A 19,854-nucleotide genomic window follows, 5' to 3' on the forward strand; every position below is an offset into this window, starting at 1 on the left:
TTACTAATTATCCAACGATACCAAATCTTTTATTCTTAAAATCAAGAACTATGATTTTGTCATAAAAGAAATCATTTCCGATAATTCCATCAATGTCTTGTTGTTTAAATCCAAAATAATCTTCGTCTGTGAACCATAGTTGTTTTACCATAAAATTATTATTTCCTAACTGAATGTTTTTATTTATGTCAACAGCTCTTAAAATTAATGGATTGTTAAAATTCTTTAAATTGAAATTTTCAACAATCTCTTTATTTTCAATAACTTGCTTCATATTTTCTTTATAAGTAATCATTGGAAATATACTCGCCCCACTATCATATAAAAAATAATAAGTTTTATCATCAATTCTTATAGGTACATGCAATTTGTTATTAATATATTTTGCGTCGACAAATTGTATTTGTTTCAGAAGTTTTCTTTTTAGTTTATCTGATACTTCAATCTCTTTTTTAGAAAAATTTATGGTTACATATTTGTCTTTGAATATATCAGAGCCGACCACTCCACAAACTTCACCCTGTTCAAAATTTAATAAACCTTGAAGATCATAGTTTTTTATCTCAAAATTATCAATTTTTAAATTTTGATTTTTGACGACAAACATACTATGTCCTGCCGCAAAATCATTAGGTCTAATTTCCTTAGATTTTATTAACTCTGTTTTTTCAAAACATTTATCATAAATTAAAGTTGTATTTGCACCTAAATCAAATTGAGATCTGTATGTCTGATTTTCAATTGTGAAAGGAACACTCATTGCAATTTTGTCAATCAATTTTCCATTAATTGAATCTTTTTCCCAATTAAATGCAATAGTTTGTGATTGAGCATTTGTCGAAAAAGTGCACAGTAAAATTATTAGAAAAGTAAATTTTGAATTCATAAATTATTTTTTTTAATATTATAATTAAATTGGACGATTCTAATAATTATCGTAACAAATCAATTTCTAGGATATTATTATCTTTTTTTAACTTGTCTTTTTCTCGCTTAGAAATTTCTAACCAAATTTCAGTCCCTGTTTTCATATTGCCATTGCGATCGGGTTGGTCGGGAATACTCCCCATTAAATCTGCTGCCGGATTTCCCCGGTATTCTTTAAACTTCTTTTTAAACATATTATAGTCTAACGATGGTAAATCTTTTAAACTGACGGAGGAAGGATAGACAAAGTTTGCTGCGGAGTTTTTCACGCCTATTAACTCAAATACATGTTGATCGTTTTCGTCTGCAACTTTTACAATAAGTCCAGGCAAGCCTCTAAATTTATAAGGTCCATCGGGAAAAGGAATAGCTTTGGTGAAATAGGCAATCCATTTTCTACCTCCAAAAGTGGTTGTTGCCTTTTGAACTTTATACCCCAGTATTTCGGCAAATTCTGATTCTAATTTCCAGTTAATCTCACGGTCATCTTTTAGTAAATATGATGTTATTCCTAAAGTAAGTTTATGATCAAGTATTTTCTCATTTGGATATTTTAAAATTCTGTACGTTGAAATATATTCACTTTGAGTATATCGGGGATCATTGTTTCCCTTATTTCTTCTATCTAAAAGTGTGGAATCTATTTTCATTTTTTCTAAACTATAAAACTCCGATTGATCTTTGTTAATGTTTAAAATCATTAATTGCGAAACCTTATTTTTTGTTGCAGTAGAATCTGGTATAAATTGGTATTGATAAGTGAAAGTTTGACTCTGAAAAACTAAATAATTGCTTAGTAAAAAGAGTAAAGATAAAAGAGATTTTTTCATCATATTTATTAAATGATTTCATTGCAAGATAATGTAAAAATTTATTTCAAAAAGGTTGAACTTAAAGTTGATTTTTCTATTGTTTTTGATGGAAAATAGCGTAGGCAAAATGAACGCAGAAAAGTTAAGTTATTGCGTTATTGAAAATTATGAAACCTTCAAAATTTTTAAAATCTTGAAGGTTTGAGTTTGGATGGAAAAGTTATTTTGTAAATCTGGGTGAGACAAACTGCCCGAACTTATAGCCCCGATTGACTCTGTATTATTTATTTTTTTTAAAGGAATCGTCGAATCTCATTCTTCGATTTGGAATGGAAATCCTTTTTTCTGTACTTTCGTCTTTAGACCAGAGTGCAGAAAAAAGATTGTAATGGAAAGCGGGACCGAAATTTCGAAGAAGCGAAAATTTTGTTGCTCCAAAAAACCTTAGCCAATCCTCTTTTTCACGAAAACCATATACGCCATATAAATCAACGGCAGCGCCATGATTCCTAAGTATAATCCGTTATCGATGGCTCTTTCGGGCTGAATAGCAACGGCGTAAACTAAACCGAAAAAAGCACCACCTAAATGGGCGGCATGTCCAACATTATCGTGCTGTCTTGGATTGAGCATCATGTAAACTGAATAGGCGAAATAGGCGAACCCGAAAAGGTAACCCGGAATTGCAATCGGAATAAAGAAGAAGTAAATTCCCAGATCTGGAATCATCGCAATGGATGCAAACAAAATCCCGGAAACTCCACCACTCGCGCCAATCGCTGAATACCAAGATTGATTCTTATAAAGATAGAGTGAGAAAATATTTCCTAAAAGGATAGAGCCAAAGTAAACGAGTAGAAATCCGAACGCGCCAAAAACTTCGATAACGATGGGTCCGAAGAAATACAGCGTCAACATATTGAACATTAAGTGCATTAAGTCGGCGTGTAAAAAACCGGCAGAAATTAAACGCACATATTCTTTGTTACGCAAAATTGCACCGACATTGAACTTATATTTTTCGAAAAGTGCGTGATTGCTAAAAGCGATATAACTGATGATTGCGGTTGCGGCAATGATGATCAATAAAACTGGACTCATATTATTTTACAAAATAAAAGTTTCGGAGACCGAAACTTTGGTTTAAACTAGTTCTGAAGTTAAACTTCGGGAAAGTAACTTTTCGTGCATGGGTTTTAGTTTTTCTAAACTCCCGGTTTTTACGGTGCATTTGCCTTTGTAATGGACCAAAAATGTACATTGTTCGGCCTGCTCCAAAGTGTGCTCACAAATCTCGACTAACGCATCGATGACGTAATCAAAGGTATTAACATCATCGTTCCATAAAATTATTTTATAGACTTCGTCTTCTTTTTCTAAGACCGCAACATCTTCTTCGTATTCGCGCTGCGGATTTTCGTAATCCTTAATATTGGTTGGAATATTATACTGTAAACCCATTTTCTTTAATTTTAAAAATGATTATTCTTTAAATTAAATTTCTCCAATCTCGTTGGTCAAATCACTGTCAATACTTTGCTCTTCGTAGGTTAGTTCTATAAGATCAACGCTTTTATTCTGCATTTTCAGAATTTTTACGTGGTAATCATTAATGTTGAATTCTTGATTTTCCTCAGGGATATCCTGTAATTCATGTAAGATATATCCGGCTAAAGTATTGTATTCACCATCTTCTGAAAGTGGAAACATCTTCGGTAAACTTTCATTGATTTCATCTAAAGGTTGTGTCGCCTTTACCCAGAAAACGTTCTCGCCGACTTTGTCAACAATTCTTTCTTCCTCGTCTTCTTCATCCTGAATCTCCCCTACCAATTCTTCCAAAATATCTTCCAGGGTTACGATTCCTTCCGTTCCACCAAATTCATCGATCACTACAGCTAAGTGCTGTTTTTTCTGTTGGAATACTTTCAGCAAATCTGAAATCTTTTTACTTCCTACCACAAAAAACGGATCACGCATTAGTTCTTTCAAATCTGCATGATTAATCTGGCCTTTTCGCTTTACGTATTCCCGGATGATTTCTTTTGCATAGAATATACCAACAATATTATCAATTGAATTTTCATAAACCGGAAGTCTGGAATACCCACCTTCCATAATAATGTTAATGATTTCTTCTATTGGTTGCTCAATATCGATTGAAGAGATATTCTGTCTTGGAATCATGATTTGTTTCGCAGAGTGATCTGTAAAATCGAATGCATTTTTAATAATCTCATAATTCTCTTCTTCAATCGCGCCTGAATCTGCAGACTGCTTCACCAATAATTGCAATTCTTCGGTCGAGTGAATTTCCTGATCTGACGCAGGGTGAATTTTGATCAAACGTAAAAAAGCATTAGACATGTGGTTCATCGACCATATGAATGGTTTAAATACGGTATAGAAAACACGAAGTGGCATTGCGATAGCCATAACGGTAGGTTCTGCTTTTCTTATTGCAATTGATTTCGGAATTAATTCCCCAAAAACAATATGCATAACCGTAATAATAAGGAAACTTAAGATTAATGAAATTGTTGTAATAGTAGCTTCTGCAACTGCTAATTCGAAATAATGAAAGAGGTTTTCGATTACGTGATGCATTGCACTTTCACCAACCCAACCTAAAGCAAGAGATGCTAACGTAATCCCCAGTTGCGTGGCAGAAAGATATTCATCAAGATGCTTAATGATGTGTTCTGCTTGTTTCGCCATAGAATCCCCGTCTGCAGCTTTCAACTGAATTTGGGAGTAACGAACTTTAACGATTGAGAATTCTGCGGCTACGAAAAAACCATTCAGTAATACTAAGAACACAGCTAATAATAGCTTAATTATGTCAGAATCCATTTAGAAATTTAAAAAATATTGCTACAAAGATACGCAAAATTAATAATTAAAATTAAAGTATTTTCAACATAAGATATTTATAGAAAAAGAAAAACATCTGAAAATCAGATGCTTTGGATGTAAAATAATGGGGATTACTTTTTAATAAATTTAATACTTTGTTTTTTCTCTCCGTCTTTGGTAGGAACTAGTAGATACATTCCTGGAGAAAGATTTCGAACATCAACTTGAAAATCTTTAGAGTTTCTCAAGATATTTTCATTCTTAACCATTTTTCCAGAGGCATCATAAATACCAAGCGACAAAGATTTAAAATCATCTTTCATGTTTAAAAGCAATTGATCTTGCACCGGATTTTGTTTTAAAGAAAGTTCATTTCCAAAAACTCCGGCCTCATTACTTTTCATTGTTGCACCATTCCCTATGATCATTTGCCAAGAAGCGATTGAACTTGGTTCTCCCGTTCCATAGTCATATAAAATCAATCTCCATTCTCCATCCAATTTTTTACCTGGTAAAAAAGCTGCTAAAGTTCCCGGATTATGCGTTGGATAGGGTGCATTCCCATAAGTTGGTGCGTAATTTCCAGCTGGTATTGTTGCAGTTGAAAGTATAGAAAAATCGATCAACGTAGTATGGGTAGAATTAAAACTCAAAATATTTGTACCGGAGAATTTGGAAGAATCTCCACAAGATGTTACTAAATTAGCACCTAATCTACGGATCAATGTAATTGCTTGTCCTTCAGGATTTATGAGATCTACAGTAACATCTCCTAGCCATTGTGAATTTAAACCTAAATTAATTGTAATTTTGGATGCATCTGAAATTGTACCAACGATAGGAATATTTATAACTGTCATTTGAACGCCAGGTTGGACATTATACCCGCATCCACCAATTCTGGTTTCTGCTACAGCATCTGCAGTAGGAGTATTATTTTGATAAGTCTGCGCTTGGGTAAAACTGCACATTACAGTAAAACAAATTACAAGAATGTTGAGCTTTTTCATAATAATTAATTTTTATTTAGAAACAAACATATTCAATTTAATACCTAAAGTTCAAGTATAAACACCTATTTCACAAGGGTTTAAATACGCCAAAATCACAATATTAGTTTGCTGATTATAAAAAAAAGCATCTGAAAATCAAATACTTTAATATAAAATGAATGAAGATTACTTTTTAATAAATTTAATAGATTTTTTTCTTTCACCACCTTTTATTGGAACTAAACGGTACATTCCCAGGAGAAAGATATCTTACATTAATTGAAAACCCTTACTTTTTCTAATAATACTTTTAGTTTTTAAAACAATGAAACTTGCCACTAAAAATTAAAATTTATTAATAAATATTATGGTAATGAAATCACCTATATGGTTAGTAATAAAGCACTTAATCTGAAAACGAACAACTTTACTACCCCTTCTTATAAATAAGACAAAAGAAAAAGACCGTGAAAAATCACAGTCTTTATATTCTTTAAAACAACTTTTTATTAAGAATTCTTCAATGCTTCGGCACCACCCACAATCTCCAAAATTTCATTGGTAATTGCAGCTTGACGTGCTTTGTTATAGAAGATTTTCAAATCATTTCTTAATGCTTCAGCGTTGTCGGTTGCTTTGTGCATCGCAGTCATTCTGGCTCCATGTTCAGATGCTACTGAATCTAAAATTGCTTTGTAAACCTGAGTTTTAATCGACTTCGGCATTAACACATCTAAAATTTCCTTGGCGTTAGGCTCAAAAAGGTAATCTGTATTTGGTGCTTCTGCTTTTTCAGGTAGAGCGATTGGTAAAATCTGTTCTTTCTTTACTTCTTGCGTTGCAGCATTAATGAACTTATTATAGATTACGTACACTTTATCAAAACTACCTTCGCGGTAATCTCTCATCACGTTTTCTACGAAATTAGAAACGACTTCGAAACTGATTCCATCAAAAATAGCACTTTGGTTATCGTACACTTTTTTGCTTCTGCGAACCGCATCATAAACTTTTTTACCAACGGTAAGAATTTCTATTTCGTGCTGCGAATCTGCAATCGAGTTATTCAATTCTTTAATTACAGAAGAGTTAAATGCTCCAGCAAGACCTTTATTAGAAGTAACCACGATGTAAAGAACTTTCTTCACTTCTCTTTCTTCGGTGTAGGTAGAAACCCCTTCTAAATCTACTGTAGAACTTACATTTTCAATAATTTCCTGCAACTTCTCTGAGTAAGGTCTCAACATCACAATAGCATCGGTTGCTTTCTTTAGTTTCGCTGCCGAAACCATTTTCATCGCACTCGTAATTTGCATTGTGGAAGAGATTGAAGTAATTCTCCCGCGTATTTCCTTTAAATTTGCCATTCTTTGAAGTCAATGTTTAAAATTCAGTATTCAAAATTAGAAATCTTGAATACTGAAAATTGAATATTTTTTAGTTGTATTTCGACGCTAATTCGATAGCGGCTTGTTTTAGAATATCTGTAATTCCTTTGTCAATTTTTCCAGATTTAATGGCTGCCATTGTTTCAGGATGTTTTGATCTTAAGAACGCTACATATTCTATTTGGAATTCTTTCACTTTATTAATAGGAATGTTTCTTAACAAGTTTTCTGTTCCTACATAAATCATCGCAACTTGGCTATCCACAGGAAGTGGAGAGTTTACAGGTTGTTTCAAGATTTCCACGTTTCTTTCTCCTTTAGAAATAACTGCTTGAGTTGAAGCATCTAAATCAGAACCAAATTTAGCAAACGCTTCAAGTTCTTTATATTGTGCTTGATCTAATTTTAAAGTTCCAGAAACTTTCTTCATTGATTTAATCTGAGCATTACCTCCCACACGAGATACAGAAATACCTACGTTAATTGCCGGACGAACTCCTGAGTTAAATAAATCTGTTTCCAAGAAAATCTGACCGTCAGTAATCGAAATTACGTTCGTCGGGATATAAGCAGAAACGTCACCCGCTTGAGTTTCGATAATTGGAAGTGCAGTTAAGGAACCACCACCTTTTATCAAAGGTCTCAATGAATCCGGTAAATCGTTCATCTGCGCAGCAATTGTATCATCTTTGATCACTTTCGCTGCTCTCTCCAATAATCTGGAGTGAAGGTAGAAAACGTCTCCTGGATAAGCTTCACGGCCCGGTGGTCTTCTTAACAATAGAGAAAGTTCACGGTAAGCAACTGCTTGTTTTGATAAATCATCATACACGATTAATGCTGGTCTACCGGTATCACGGAAAAATTCTCCGATTGCTGCTCCAGCCATTGGTGCATATACCTGCATTGGCGCTGGATCAGCAGCGTTTGCCGCTACAATTACTGTATATGCTAAAGCTCCTTTATCTTCTAATGTTTTTACGATCTGTGCAACCGTTGAACCTTTTTGTCCAATCGCTACATAGATACAGAATACAGGCTCACCTGCATCATAAAATTCTCTTTGATTAATGATTGTATCAATTGCAACCACAGTTTTACCTGTTTGACGGTCACCAATGATCAACTCTCTTTGTCCTCTACCAACTGGAATCATTGAATCAATCGCAACAATACCTGTTTGTAATGGCTCAGTTACCGGCTGTCTGAAAATTACTCCTGGCGCTTTTCTTTCCAAAGGCATTTCGTAAGTTTCACCTGTAATTGGTCCTTTACCATCAATAGGGTTTCCTAAAGTATCAACTACTCTACCCAACATTCCTTCCCCAACTTTAATTGATGAAATTCTTTGAGTTCTGTTCACCGTATCACCTTCTTTGACCAATTTAGATTCACCCAAAAGAGCTACCCCTACATTGTCTTCCGCAAGGTTAAGAACGATTCCTTCAACACCGCTTTGGAATTTTACCAATTCACCGTACTGAACATTTTCCAAACCGTATACTAAAGCAATACCATCACCGATGGTTAATACCGTTCCTACTTCTTCTACATTCGACTGCGTCTCGAAGTTGGCTAGTTGTTGTTTAAGAATTGCAGATACTTCTGCTGGATTTATTTCTGCCATTTTATGGTTGTTTTTGTCTTAATTTAATTGAAATTCTTTGTTCAATCGGCTTAATTTAGATTTTACCGATGCGTCTATTTGTTGATCTCCTACACGTAAAATATATCCGCCCAAAATATCTGGATTGATAATAGAAGTAACATCAAACTGGTTATCATGATTAACAAGTGTCGTAGACTTCAAAATATTTTTAATATTCTCTTCTGAAAGTGGTGTTGCAGAAGTCAAAGTAATTCTCTGCACTCCGTTCATGTCCTCCACTTTATTAACGAATTCTTGACCGATATTGCTCAATTGTCCTTCTCTACCATGTCTGATCACTAATTGAATTAGATTTCTAGTCACAGGAGAAAAACTTTTGAAAATCTCATCAGCAACGCTCATTTTTTTCTTCAACTCAATGATTGGAGAATTAAAAAAACTTTGCAAGTCTTTTGATTTATCTATGGTGTTCACCAAGTCCTTCATTTCACCAAAAACAGAAGTTGTATTTCCTGTCTCCTGGGTAAAATTAAGTAAACCTTGTGCATATCTTTTTGCAACTTTACTTGTACGCATACTAGTTTAAGTTAGAAGAATTAAGAATATTAGCAACCAAAGCATCTTGTGCATCGTTGTTGTCTAATTTTTGTTTCAAAATAGATTCTGCAATGTTTACAGACAAAGCACCGATTTGGCTTTTGATATCCGCAACCGCCGCAGATCTTTCTGCCTGGATGGTTTGTCTCGCCGCTGCAATCATTTTATCACCTTCAGCCTGAGCAAGTCCTTTTGCTTCTCCTACAATTCTGTCTTTAATATCTCTGGCTTCTTTCAAAATCTGATCACGTTGGATTTTTGCCTCACGGATGATGATTTCATTTTCAGCTTTCAAGTTTTCAACTTCTTGTTTCGCCAATTTAGCCTGGTTCAAAGAATCTACAATGGTAACTTCTCTTTCATTAATTGCAGCCATAATTGGCTTCCAAGCGAATTTTGCCAATAAAAACAAAAGGATTAAAAAGGTTAAAGTCATCCAAAACAATAAGCCAATTCCCGGTTCTATCATAATTGTAATTTTTTGTAATTTTTTTTCTATATGGAATTTAAAAAATTCTTAGCAGAGCCAACCGCGCTGCTAAGAATTGATTTCTGAGGTTTCTTATTTAACGAACGCTCCAAAGATGATCGCGATCAAACCAGCACCCTCGATAAGACCAGCAGCAATAAGCATTGCTCCTTGAATTTTACCTGCTTGCTCTGGTTGTCTTGCAATAGCATCCATTGCATGTCCACCGATTTTACCAATACCTAGACCAACGCCTAATACTGCTAATCCGATTCCAACGTAAATAAGTCCTGTTCCTTGTGAAATGATTTCCATAATAAAAAAATATATAGGTTAAAAATATTCTAAGTTAATTAATGTGCTCCTTCGTGTTCGTGTTCCGCTACTGCGATTCCAATAAACAAAGCAGAAAGCACAGTAAAAATATATGCCTGTAAAGCTGCTACTAACAATTCCAATACTCCGATAAATAATCCAAGTGGAACTGAAGCAAAACCTAAAAGCGGTGTTTTAAAGATAAAGATCAATGACATAATCGCCAATACCATAATGTGTCCTGCAGTAATGTTTGCAAAGAGACGCATCATTAAGGCAAAAGGCTTTGTGAAAATTCCAATAATTTCAATCGGAACCATGATCGGGTATAATAATAAAGGTACTGGTGGCATGAAGATGTGTTTCCAATAATCCTTGTTTGCACTGAAGATGGTAATCAATAAAGTAATAATTGCTAAAACCGCTGTTGTTGCAATATTCCCAGTCAAGTTATAACCGAACGGCGCGAACGGAATCAAACCAAACATATTATTAAACCAAATAAAGAAAAACACAGTCAATAGATAAGGCATGTATTTTTTATACTTTTTCGCTCCAATATTTGGAATCGCTACCTCATCTCTAATGAAGAGAATAACCGGCTCCATAAATCTACCAAATCCACTAGGAACTAATGATTTTGCATAACCTCTCGCCATTCCAATAAAAACAAGAAGCATAAAGAAGATCGAAATAAAAATCGCTGCTACGTTTTTGGTTATTGAAAAATCATAAAAAGAATTTTCTGGTGTATGTTTCCCGCTCATTACCGAGAATAACTTCGCTTGTTCTAAACCTTGGGTTGATTTTACAATCCCATTTTCTAACGTATAACCGTCGTGTTCATGACCGTGAGCAATTGCACTCGACATAAACATATGAAGTCCGTTTTTATCTTTAATAATAACTGGTAATGGGATAGAAACATGATGTTCCTCAGGAGTTCCCTCGTTTAAAGTTAAGATATGCCACTCATTCGCATCGCTAATGTGGCTCATAATCATCTCCTTCGCGTTGAATTTTTGATTATCATCTACAATTTTTTGTTCTAAAGTTTCCGTAGATGTAGCTTCAACTTCTTGTTGTGCATAAGTGAAAACACTTGATAGCGTAAGAAATAAAACGAAAAATAAAGAAGAAATTCTCTTGTTCATAGGTCAAATTTATCGGTTTGCAAATATATTGAAATTATTAAAACTTACCAATACAAAAAATTGATTTTTATCAGTTATTTTCAGGAACGGTTCAATAATCGGATTACTTTGAAATATAAGGCGAAAGAAGTCACCAAAAAGATTCCGATTAAGAATAAGAAATTGGTTTGATTCGTCTCTAACTTAATCAACCAATATCCCACCCAAATAATATCTTTAAAAATATTGATGACAAGAAATAACATGGCAGGATTTTCTGTTTTCATTAAATATTTTTTAAAAATGTAAAAGAGAATTACATTTAAAAATGTCGCACAAACCAATAATAAAATTATATTTATAATATCCATGGCGCAAAAATAAGCAAGTTTATTATAATTGAACGAAATTCCTTATTTTCTAATTCTACACAATTCCCAAAAAGAAAAAGGTTTTTAGAAGCAATCAGCAATCAGCAACTTCACACATATTCTTATTTTCTTCTCTTTTAATGAAAGAAAATACTAAACCTCTTATATTTTATACAAAAACACATTAATTATTGATAATATTGTAATATTCACTATTTTAGTTATTTAAATTCTCATTTATCATAAACTAAAATACTGAATATGCTAAAGCGAACCATTTTATTAGAGAACAAAACTTCGGTAAGTACGAAAAATCTACAAATCGTCATCCAAACAGAAATGCGGGAAAGCACGATCCCGGCTGAAGATATTGGTTACTTGGTCATCGATCATCCACAAGTTTTTGTGAGTATTCCTGCAATGAATTTATTGATTGAAAATAATGCAGCAATTGTTGTTTGTGGAAACAATCATTTACCGAACGGAATGTTCCTAAACCTCAACAGCCATCACATACAGCAGGAGGTTTTTCGAAACCAGATGGAAGCAAGTTTGCCATTGAAAAAGCAACTATGGCAACAAACCGCTATGGAAAAAATTAGAAATCAGGGACTATTATTAGAACGAATAACTGGCGAAAAGAATAGTTTTGATTTTATAATGTCCAAGGTTTTGAGTGGTGACACTTCTAATATGGAAGGAGTTGCTGCCAATATGTACTGGAAAACATTCTTTGAACATTGCGATATTAAAGTTAAAAGAGAACGATTTGGAAATTTTCCTAATAATTTCTTGAATTACGGTTATGCAATTTTGCGAGCAGCAACAGCAAGATCTCTATCCGGAAGCGGACTTTTGAATACTTTAGGAATTCATCACAGAAATAAATACAATGCTTATGCTTTGGCAGATGATATGATGGAACCTTACCGACCGCTGGTTGATGAAAAAGTTTTTGAATTAATTGCAAAGAGTGATGAGCAAGAACTTACGACCTCAACGAAGGCTGAGTTTCTAAAAATCCTGACGCAAACCGTGTACTTCAACGAAGAGAAAAGTCCATTGATGATTGGTCTGCAAAGAAGCGCAAGTTCTTTGCAGCAATGTTTTACTGGAGAAAAGAAGAAAATTAATTATCCAAAATTATGGATCTAAATGGTTACCGAATTATGTGGATTTTTGTTTTTTTTGACTTACCGACAGAAACTAAAAAAGACCGACATAATGCGTCGAAATTTAGAACCAATTTATTGAAAGACGGTTTTAATATGATGCAATATTCTGTGTATATGCGGCATTGCGCCAGTAGCGAAAGTGCAGATGTACACGAAAAGCGGGTTCAACTATTATTACCACCTTTTGGTAAAGTGAGTGTTTTGCGAATTACGGATAAACAATTTGGAAATATTATGAATTTTTGGGGAAAAGCAGAAGTTCCTAAACCGCCAGGTCCAGTACAATTGGAATTATTTTAGAATAAAAAAAATGCTTCAATCTTGCTTTATCAGTGCAAAAAAGAAGCATTTTTTTTAACGATATTTACTTTTAATTCTTTGATTACTAGAAGGTAGCGAGCCAACTAATATCGTCTTTTCTAATCTTTAATCAAACCACAACGATCATTCCTTTGGCGTAATCGTATGCATTAATATCGTCTTTTCTAATCTTTAATCAAACCACAACGACTTGCGAACCTATCAGCAAAGTATCTGAAATATCGTCTTTTCTAATCTTTAATCAAACCACAACCGGTGTTAAGCGTGAGTTTAATCTCTGCGAAATATCGTCTTTTCTAATCTTTAATCAAACCACAACTACTGCTTCCGGTAATGGGAAACCTTTGAAATATCGTCTTTTCTAATCTTTAATCAAACCACAACGGAAAATCCGTTGCAGAAAATCGGGACGATTTTCCGTTGTGGTTTGGTTGCTTATGACCTTGAAACAACGATGTCAAGGAATGCGTATTAATAATTCTGTCTACCAATGATCGTAATAATCTCTATTTCATCACGATCAATTTTATAAAAAATACTATCTACACCGCAGACGCAGAATCGATACAGAGGATTCTGCTTTGCAATAGGAAACATCAACGGGTTTGATGCAATTTTATCAAAACAATCATGCAACATATTAAAATATTTGTCGGCTTGCGTTTGTCCGAACTTAAACCGCCCATATTCGTAAATTCGCCACAAATCTTCTTTCGCCTCCTGGCTTAAAAAATAGTTATTCATTTGAAAATCTACCTTTAAATTCCGCTAATAACTCTTCTCTTGTTTGCTTTTTTGCGACGCCACTTTTTTCTCCACGCTCCAGTTTCATAAGCACATAATCATCATAAGCTTCTCGTTCTCTCGCTTGTTTTATCAAATAATTTACCGCTTCACTTTTACTGTTAAACTCTTCAGCATCAATCTGGTTTTTTAACCATTCATCATTTTGTTTTGCTAATGTAATACTTTGTCTTGCCATGATTAATATTTTAATGTGGTGTAAATTTACACCAAAAAAAATACAAAATACTATATTTTTTGAATTTTTCCTGAGACTGAAATTGTTACTTTTATAACATTATTTGAAACAATCCCTTTGATTCCCATTCTTTTTTCTTCAATTTTATTGTTAACTGATGATGTTATTGCATATCTAAAGGAATAATCATTTTGTGAAGTTTTCTGTACACGATACAAATGCTCTTTCAAATGATAATAATCTGGATTTTCCCAATTTATTTCATCATCATTTAATCCTAACAAAAACATATCATTGATTTGCAATGTTGTAATTATTTCTTTGCCATCAAATGGTAATTTATAAACTGGTTCTCCTGTTCTTTTTCTTTCTACAACTGTCCAAAACGTAATAACATCTTCTTTTAGATTTCCTTTTTCATCCTTATAAATTAAAACGTGGTGATTATTTCTAGGGTTTACCCATTGGTTAAGATTATCTTTCAATTTTTCTGCACCACTAAAATTTTCTCGCATTCTCACTTTTAAAATTGGAACTGGCTTTCCATTTTGGTTAGGCAAGAAAATTTGTGGTACTTTCATTCCGTTTTCATCTGCAATAAAAAATGTATTTGCAGGAATTTTATCTTTTACTAAGCCACCTAATTCTTGAATTCTTTTTAAAATTAATTTTCTAGTTGTTTCATCAACCACTTTTTCTAATTGTTTTAATGTCGTTAAAGAGTCAATTGGTTTCCGTACATGAAACGCTTCTTCACCATTGAAATTTCTTTTTCCAAAAACAGTTTCTTTATGCAATTGCCCTCTCGCTGCTACACCAACATTTTTATATTTTTTACCATTTTTTTCTGTAATATGCGTTCTAGTTGTAATATCATTAGATAGTTTCTTATGAGAAACCAGAATATTTTCTACTGCAATATCGGCGTCACTCACAAAAGATTCCCAAGGCAATGGAAAAATTTTCATTTCATAACTTCTGTTATACCTGTTCCACTTTGATAATTCCTGAACATAAGATAATTTTGTACAAGCCATTACCAAAGCGTCTATGGCATGATGACGATGATCTTCTCTTGTTTTTACATTATCATCATTCAACAAACTGTTTAAACCCCATTTATGACGAAGGTTAGATGTTGCTTGTCCAGGAGAAACAATCACTTTTGTGCAAATTTTTGACAAATAGTTTTTCGCCTCTTTACTGATATATCGCGTATCATTTAACTGGCGAGAAGAAAAATCATCATCAAATTTTTGTTTTACAAATTGTTTGAATTTATGGTAAGCATTCGGATATTCTTTGGTGTCATAAAATAATCTTAAGGCTCTTTCTTTTATTGATGCCCAATTTTGTTCGTCACTTCCATAAAATTCGAAAGGTGTTTTGTCTCCTTTTTTCCTATTTTCATCTGCAAAACAAAGCGTTTTATTTCCAAAACTATCGTTCAAAGAACGACTCCACGGATGAATGTGTTCTATTTGCACCTCACCAGAAAATAATTGTGAAACAGAAATTGGTTTCCCTGTATACGGACAGGTTTTTTTACATTCTTCCCAAAGTTTATAGAGTAAAATATTATCATGTGTAATTCGAGTACCCAATTCATTCAACCTATTTTTTACTCGATCATTTTCCCGCTCTAACCTTTGATTATCTTTTCTGATTTTATGACGTTGAGATTTTGAAATTTTTAAATCCCTAGCCATTTCTACTTTTATCTCGTCAATTTTACCATGTTCACTTATAAGTTCGTTCACTAATTTTCGCAATTCAAATAAAGCAGTGATTACAACTGGATTTCTAATGGCTTGAATTTCTTTATCTGCCTCTTTTCCTAAAGGTAATTTTTCTAATAATTCTTGTACATCAATTGAGGCTGAATGATGATACAACTTTCTCAATTGCTTTTCTGAAACAGTATAATCCTTTCGCAAAATATCTTTAACAATTTCAATAAAACCACCTTTGTTTTTGGAACGAACTATTTCATTAATATTATCAAAGAAGAAATATCTTTTCTCCTCAGACAGATTTTGCCATTCATTGCCAAAAACATTTTTTATTCCTCCTAAAACTACAGCAACATCATAAGTGTAACCCATTTTTAGAAACGGTAAAATATTCAAAATTGCTTTTCTACTTAAACTAGCATAGCCATCTTTTACATTAAATTTTGAAATACTTTCTGCTTGTTCTTCTGTGAAATTCCAATTCTTTAATGCGTATTCTTTCAAATTAGATTTGCTGTCAAAAAAATATAAAACGTGCCAAATATCTTCTTGCTCTTTTTCGGAAAAATCAAACCATTTTTTACCAAAATATTTTTTGTTTGATAAGTTTGAAATTGTATATGCACCAACTATTTGGTCATCATCTTTATAATTGAATTTAAACTCAGTACTTTCTTTTCCTATAGATTTTCTTAATTTTTTAAAATCTAATTTTTCCTTTTTAATTGGTAAACACATTAATTCATAAGCAAATTTCTCCTTCTCTTCTTGCGAAATTTTCTTCCCGTTATACTCCACCGTATTTACCCATTCCCAAACTCTACGTTTTTCATTGGGAATCGCACTGATTGGGCATTTAGTTTTGGTAGGTTCAAAAGAACAATTTCCAACTAAATGTTTTTGCGAGCGAAGTGGTCTTTGATGAAATAAAATTCCATCTTCTTTGTAATTATCTAATTTTCGACCGCCAAACAGCGTTTTTAAATCATCATTAAATTGAGAATAATATTGCTTTTGGTTTTCCCAAATCAATTCAAATTCATCAACATACATTTTACGAGTTGTATATCTGTTTCTAATTCTTTCTAATCCATCTTGAAACGGCTCATTTTCTTTTGGATAAACCTCAGAAAGATAAGTACCCAAAGTTTTACCTTCAATATGTTCTTGGGTTTTTGTAATCCCTATTTTTCCTTCTTTTGCGTTTCCTTTAAAAATTATCCCATCATCAGTTCCGCCTTTTCTACTATTGCTTAAAAACCCACGTCTTTGAATTAAATGATAAAATATTCTACCAATTTCTCCCAAAGAAAGTTTCTCATTCAATGCTTTTTTACGCAGTTCATAGGGATTTAATGAAAACCAAACTGCTAATTTTTCCTCTGGAAATTTTTTTGCTTTTTTCCATTCTCTAAAATCCTTTGAATTTAAAGGACACATCTCATTTTCAGAAAGTGCTTTTAATAAAATTTGCTTTCTTAATCTTCTTCTAAAAAACTGTCTTCTTACTCCTCTTGCTCCAGTTCTACTTGCATTTTTTGACATTTCTCTCCCTTCTCCTTCAGCTAAATTATCAACACCCATCGGGAATATTCTACTTCCAATTCCAACTATTTTATTCTCTACATCATCCACTATCGCCCAGCCAATCGAGTTTGTTCCTAAATCTAAACCTAAAATTTTTGCCATGATTACTGTATTTTCAAATATCTTTTAAAAATAGGAAAAATACGGATTGAAAGTTCATATTTGATTAAAATAATATTTTATATATTTGTGATAAGATAATTTTATTCTAATCTTTAATCTTATCACAATAAGGCTATATGCCGTAGATGAAAATCTTTAGTCCTGCTTCGGTGGGACTTTTTTTATTTGTAAATTTCATTTTTGCGAGAAGAATTGAAATTTTTGAATCATTCTATTTAATTCATTGCCAATAGGTCACTTTTGACTAGTCCTGAAAAATTAATACAGATTATAGGGTAAAAATAATTAATTAACCAAAGCAAAAACGTTTTTGCTTTGGTTTTTGATTTTGTAAGTTTTCATTTTCAATAATTCCTAGTCGTGCATTTGATTTGGAGTTAGGTAATGATTAGAAAAAGGAGGGCGTATTTCATTGTGAATTTCAATTGATTCATCTACGATTCTTCTTCTCAATTTAGTTTCCACGTTATTGACTTGTCCTAAAATAGATATACACAAAAACAAGTGTAAAGTTCATTTAGGATTATCATTTATAAGTGTATAGTTATATCAGGATTTATTTATTAATCTGTATAGTTATTTTAGGACGGGTCACAGGACGGGTCAAGGACGGGTCACCCCAATTTATACTTCATAGATGCTTCACGGATACTTCATGGATAAAGCATGGATAGTTCATGAGGAGTTCATTAAAACGGAACTATCAAAAACAAACATTCCACAAAAGAAAGAACTGAAAAATCCCTTACAAAAGTATAAATTAGCGCTTGACTTTTATAAATTCATTGCGTTGTAAAATTGAATAAAAATAAAAACACTCTTCATCTCTCCCGAAGTTTTGTTATCGATCCCAGCAGATATTCTCCGATTTGCAACCACCATTGAAGGCAAAAAACGACCGTAAAGTACAGAAATATCTGCCAAAATAATTAAATTTTCAACAGCAGATAGAGTCAAAAAGTTCCCAAAAATAAATTTTGCTATTCTGATTTAAAAAAGTCCCTATTATTTTGCTTATTTTTGCAATTCTTAAAGATAAATTATGTTCAATAGCTTACAGGATAAATTAGATAAAGCGCTTCAGAATATTTCGGGGCGTGGTAAAATTTCAGAAATCAACGTTGCCGAAACGGTAAAGGAAATTCGCCGAGCGTTGGTTGATGCCGACGTTAACTATAAAGTAGCGAAAGACCTCACCAAGCGAGTTCAGGACAAAGCACTCGGTCAAAATGTATTGACCAGTTTGACGCCGGGACAGTTAATGACCAAAATCGTACATGACGAATTGGTAGAATTAATGGGTTCTACACACGAAGGAATTAATCTTTCGGGTAAACCTAGTGTTATCTTAATTGCTGGATTACAAGGTTCCGGTAAAACAACCTTTTCTGGAAAACTAGCGAATTACTTAAAAGAAAAAAGAAATAAAAAACCACTTTTGGTAGCGTGTGACGTTTACAGACCGGCTGCAATTGAGCAGTTGAAAGTATTAGGATCACAAACAGGAATTCCTGTATATACAGAAGAAGGTGCAGTAAACCCTTCGTCGATCGCAGAAAACGCTGTTAAGTTTGCCAAAGAAAACGGTCACGACGTAGTAATCGTAGATACCGCAGGACGTTTGGCTGTTGATGAAGCGATGATGAATGAGATTAAATCCATTCATTATTTCATTAAACCGCAAGAAACGCTTTTCGTAGTCGATTCGATGACGGGACAAGATGCAGTGAATACAGCGAAAGCCTTTAACGACGCCTTAAATTTTGACGGCGTTGTTCTTACGAAATTAGATGGTGATACCCGAGGTGGTGCTGCACTGACCATTCGTTCGGTAGTTGAAAAACCGATTAAGTTTATTTCGACCGGAGAAAAGATGGAAGCCTTAGATGTTTTCTATCCGGAAAGAATGGCGGATCGTATCCTAGGAATGGGTGATGTTGTTTCCTTAGTAGAAAGAGCGCAGGAACAATTTGACGAAGAAGAAGCGAAAAAACTTCATAAAAAAATTGCCAAGAATGAATTTGGTTTTGATGATTTCTTAAAACAAATCAATCAGATCAAAAAAATGGGGAATATGAAAGATTTAATGGGTATGATTCCTGGAGTTGGTAAAGCCATTAAAGATGTAGATATTCAAGATGACGCTTTCAAACATATCGAAGCGATTATTCATTCGATGACTCCTGAAGAAAGAAGAAGACCCTCTATCATCAATACACAAAGAAAAAATCGGATCGCAAGAGGCGCCGGAAGAAAAATTGAAGATGTAAATGCTTTGATGAAACAATTCGACCAAATGGGAAAAATGATGAAGATGATGCAGGGACCGCAAGGAAAACAAATGATGGAAATGATGAGCAAAGGAATGCCAAAAGGAGCAGGAATGCCTGGTGGTAACCTTTTCGGCAGATAAGAGATACACCATACTCTATAAACCAATATCCTGATTTGCTTCAGGATATTT

Annotated in this window: 19 protein-coding genes and 1 CRISPR repeat array; of the genes, 3 read left to right on the forward strand and 16 right to left on the reverse strand. The window is 33.4% G+C overall.

The window, feature by feature from the left end:
- Window positions 1–7 precede the first annotated feature (7 nt).
- From PUH65_RS10900 to PUH65_RS10960, 13 genes are all read right to left on the reverse strand, one after another.
- Window positions 8–886, reverse strand: a complete 879-nt coding sequence (locus tag PUH65_RS10900) for a hypothetical protein (RefSeq protein WP_305520030.1) — start codon at window positions 884–886, stop codon at window positions 8–10.
- 46 nt (window positions 887–932) lie between these two features.
- On the reverse strand, window positions 933–1,760 hold the full coding sequence (locus PUH65_RS10905) for a GLPGLI family protein (RefSeq protein WP_305520031.1): 828 nt from the start codon (window positions 1,758–1,760) through the stop codon (window positions 933–935).
- A gap of 423 nt (window positions 1,761–2,183) precedes the next feature.
- Window positions 2,184–2,840 (reverse strand): rhomboid family intramembrane serine protease, encoded by a 657-nt coding sequence (locus tag PUH65_RS10910; RefSeq protein WP_305520032.1) that lies wholly within the window; start codon window positions 2,838–2,840, stop codon window positions 2,184–2,186.
- A gap of 42 nt (window positions 2,841–2,882) precedes the next feature.
- Complete coding sequence (locus PUH65_RS10915) at window positions 2,883–3,200, reverse strand: ATP-dependent Clp protease adaptor ClpS (RefSeq protein ID WP_305520033.1); 318 nt, start codon at window positions 3,198–3,200, stop codon at window positions 2,883–2,885.
- Between the two features lie 33 nt (window positions 3,201–3,233).
- The gene (locus PUH65_RS10920; RefSeq protein ID WP_305520034.1) at window positions 3,234–4,592 is read right to left on the reverse strand and encodes a hemolysin family protein; all 1,359 of its coding nucleotides are present in this window, start codon (window positions 4,590–4,592) and stop codon (window positions 3,234–3,236) included.
- A gap of 134 nt (window positions 4,593–4,726) precedes the next feature.
- Window positions 4,727–5,605 (reverse strand): T9SS type A sorting domain-containing protein, encoded by an 879-nt coding sequence (locus tag PUH65_RS10925; protein ID WP_305520035.1) that lies wholly within the window; start codon window positions 5,603–5,605, stop codon window positions 4,727–4,729.
- Between the two features lie 491 nt (window positions 5,606–6,096).
- On the reverse strand, window positions 6,097–6,954 hold the full coding sequence (atpG, locus tag PUH65_RS10930) for an ATP synthase F1 subunit gamma (protein ID WP_305520036.1): 858 nt from the start codon (window positions 6,952–6,954) through the stop codon (window positions 6,097–6,099).
- Between the two features lie 70 nt (window positions 6,955–7,024).
- Entirely contained in the window at window positions 7,025–8,602 is a 1,578-nt protein-coding gene (atpA, locus tag PUH65_RS10935; protein ID WP_305520037.1) for a F0F1 ATP synthase subunit alpha, read from the reverse strand.
- Between the two features lie 18 nt (window positions 8,603–8,620).
- A complete protein-coding gene (gene atpH / locus PUH65_RS10940; RefSeq protein WP_305520038.1) occupies window positions 8,621–9,160 on the reverse strand; it encodes an ATP synthase F1 subunit delta in 540 nt (179 codons plus the stop codon).
- A 1-nt stretch (window position 9,161) separates the two neighbouring features.
- Window positions 9,162–9,650, reverse strand: a complete 489-nt coding sequence (gene atpF, locus PUH65_RS10945) for a F0F1 ATP synthase subunit B (RefSeq protein ID WP_305520039.1) — start codon at window positions 9,648–9,650, stop codon at window positions 9,162–9,164.
- A 93-nt stretch (window positions 9,651–9,743) separates the two neighbouring features.
- Complete coding sequence (locus PUH65_RS10950) at window positions 9,744–9,965, reverse strand: ATP synthase F0 subunit C (RefSeq protein WP_034716508.1); 222 nt, start codon at window positions 9,963–9,965, stop codon at window positions 9,744–9,746.
- 38 nt (window positions 9,966–10,003) lie between these two features.
- On the reverse strand, window positions 10,004–11,119 hold the full coding sequence (gene atpB, locus PUH65_RS10955; protein WP_305520040.1) for a F0F1 ATP synthase subunit A: 1,116 nt from the start codon (window positions 11,117–11,119) through the stop codon (window positions 10,004–10,006).
- An 80-nt stretch (window positions 11,120–11,199) separates the two neighbouring features.
- On the reverse strand, window positions 11,200–11,385 hold the full coding sequence (locus PUH65_RS10960; RefSeq protein WP_305520041.1) for a hypothetical protein: 186 nt from the start codon (window positions 11,383–11,385) through the stop codon (window positions 11,200–11,202).
- Between the two features lie 345 nt (window positions 11,386–11,730).
- Here PUH65_RS10960 and cas1 point away from each other — a divergent pair, with 345 nt between their 5' ends.
- Together cas1 and cas2 are read left to right on the forward strand one after the other, a co-directional pair.
- A complete protein-coding gene (gene cas1 / locus PUH65_RS10965) occupies window positions 11,731–12,624 on the forward strand; it encodes a type II CRISPR-associated endonuclease Cas1 (protein WP_305520042.1) in 894 nt (297 codons plus the stop codon).
- Entirely contained in the window at window positions 12,615–12,944 is a 330-nt protein-coding gene (gene cas2, locus PUH65_RS10970; protein ID WP_193813237.1) for a CRISPR-associated endonuclease Cas2, read from the forward strand. Before cas1 ends, cas2 begins: the two co-directional genes overlap by 10 nt.
- A 106-nt stretch (window positions 12,945–13,050) precedes the next feature.
- A CRISPR array of direct repeats spans window positions 13,051–13,349; the repeat unit is 36 nt; unit sequence AATATCGTCTTTTCTAATCTTTAATCAAACCACAAC.
- Window positions 13,350–13,436: 87 nt separating this feature from the next.
- Here cas2 and PUH65_RS10975 read toward each other — a convergent pair.
- From PUH65_RS10975 to cas9, 3 genes are read right to left on the reverse strand one after another with little or no spacing between them, the layout of a single operon-like run.
- Window positions 13,437–13,709: a type II toxin-antitoxin system RelE/ParE family toxin gene (locus PUH65_RS10975; protein ID WP_305520043.1), complete on the reverse strand. Its 273-nt coding sequence runs from the start codon at window positions 13,707–13,709 to the stop codon at window positions 13,437–13,439.
- The gene (locus PUH65_RS10980; protein WP_305520044.1) at window positions 13,702–13,947 is read right to left on the reverse strand and encodes a CopG family transcriptional regulator; all 246 of its coding nucleotides are present in this window, start codon (window positions 13,945–13,947) and stop codon (window positions 13,702–13,704) included. The genes PUH65_RS10975 and PUH65_RS10980 overlap by 8 nt, the downstream gene beginning before the upstream one ends.
- A gap of 50 nt (window positions 13,948–13,997) precedes the next feature.
- Window positions 13,998–17,369 carry a type II CRISPR RNA-guided endonuclease Cas9 gene (cas9, locus tag PUH65_RS10985; protein WP_305520045.1) on the reverse strand — a complete coding sequence of 1,124 codons (3,372 nt, stop codon included), beginning with the start codon at window positions 17,367–17,369 and terminating at the stop codon, window positions 13,998–14,000.
- 1,063 nt (window positions 17,370–18,432) lie between these two features.
- Between cas9 and ffh the strand changes: the two genes are divergently transcribed.
- Entirely contained in the window at window positions 18,433–19,803 is a 1,371-nt protein-coding gene (gene ffh, locus PUH65_RS10990; protein WP_305520046.1) for a signal recognition particle protein, read from the forward strand.
- Window positions 19,804–19,854 lie beyond the last annotated feature (51 nt).

This window comes from Kaistella sp. SH40-3 (assembly GCF_030686865.1).
Classification (GTDB): Bacteria; Bacteroidota; Bacteroidia; order Flavobacteriales; family Weeksellaceae; genus Kaistella.

Excerpts from the sequence above, each read along its gene's own strand:
- PUH65_RS10900 (WP_305520030.1), bottom strand. The coding sequence starts at position 886 with ATGAATTCAAAATTTACTTTTCTAATAATTTTACTGTGCACTTTTTCG.
- PUH65_RS10905 (WP_305520031.1), bottom strand. The coding sequence starts at position 1,760 with ATGATGAAAAAATCTCTTTTATCTTTACTCTTTTTACTAAGCAATTAT.
- PUH65_RS10910 (WP_305520032.1), bottom strand. The coding sequence starts at position 2,840 with ATGAGTCCAGTTTTATTGATCATCATTGCCGCAACCGCAATCATCAGT.
- PUH65_RS10915 (WP_305520033.1), bottom strand. The coding sequence starts at position 3,200 with ATGGGTTTACAGTATAATATTCCAACCAATATTAAGGATTACGAAAAT.
- PUH65_RS10920 (WP_305520034.1), bottom strand. The coding sequence starts at position 4,592 with ATGGATTCTGACATAATTAAGCTATTATTAGCTGTGTTCTTAGTATTA.
- PUH65_RS10925 (WP_305520035.1), bottom strand. The coding sequence starts at position 5,605 with ATGAAAAAGCTCAACATTCTTGTAATTTGTTTTACTGTAATGTGCAGT.
- atpG (WP_305520036.1), bottom strand. The coding sequence starts at position 6,954 with ATGGCAAATTTAAAGGAAATACGCGGGAGAATTACTTCAATCTCTTCC.
- atpA (WP_305520037.1), bottom strand. The coding sequence starts at position 8,602 with ATGGCAGAAATAAATCCAGCAGAAGTATCTGCAATTCTTAAACAACAA.
- atpH (WP_305520038.1), bottom strand. The coding sequence starts at position 9,160 with ATGCGTACAAGTAAAGTTGCAAAAAGATATGCACAAGGTTTACTTAAT.
- atpF (WP_305520039.1), bottom strand. The coding sequence starts at position 9,650 with ATGATAGAACCGGGAATTGGCTTATTGTTTTGGATGACTTTAACCTTT.
- PUH65_RS10950 (WP_034716508.1), bottom strand. The coding sequence starts at position 9,965 with ATGGAAATCATTTCACAAGGAACAGGACTTATTTACGTTGGAATCGGA.
- atpB (WP_305520040.1), bottom strand. The coding sequence starts at position 11,119 with ATGAACAAGAGAATTTCTTCTTTATTTTTCGTTTTATTTCTTACGCTA.
- PUH65_RS10960 (WP_305520041.1), bottom strand. The coding sequence starts at position 11,385 with ATGAAAACAGAAAATCCTGCCATGTTATTTCTTGTCATCAATATTTTT.
- cas1 (WP_305520042.1), top strand. The coding sequence starts at position 11,731 with ATGCTAAAGCGAACCATTTTATTAGAGAACAAAACTTCGGTAAGTACG.
- cas2 (WP_193813237.1), top strand. The coding sequence starts at position 12,615 with ATGGATCTAAATGGTTACCGAATTATGTGGATTTTTGTTTTTTTTGAC.
- PUH65_RS10975 (WP_305520043.1), bottom strand. The coding sequence starts at position 13,709 with ATGAATAACTATTTTTTAAGCCAGGAGGCGAAAGAAGATTTGTGGCGA.
- PUH65_RS10980 (WP_305520044.1), bottom strand. The coding sequence starts at position 13,947 with ATGGCAAGACAAAGTATTACATTAGCAAAACAAAATGATGAATGGTTA.
- cas9 (WP_305520045.1), bottom strand. The coding sequence starts at position 17,369 with ATGGCAAAAATTTTAGGTTTAGATTTAGGAACAAACTCGATTGGCTGG.
- ffh (WP_305520046.1), top strand. The coding sequence starts at position 18,433 with ATGTTCAATAGCTTACAGGATAAATTAGATAAAGCGCTTCAGAATATT.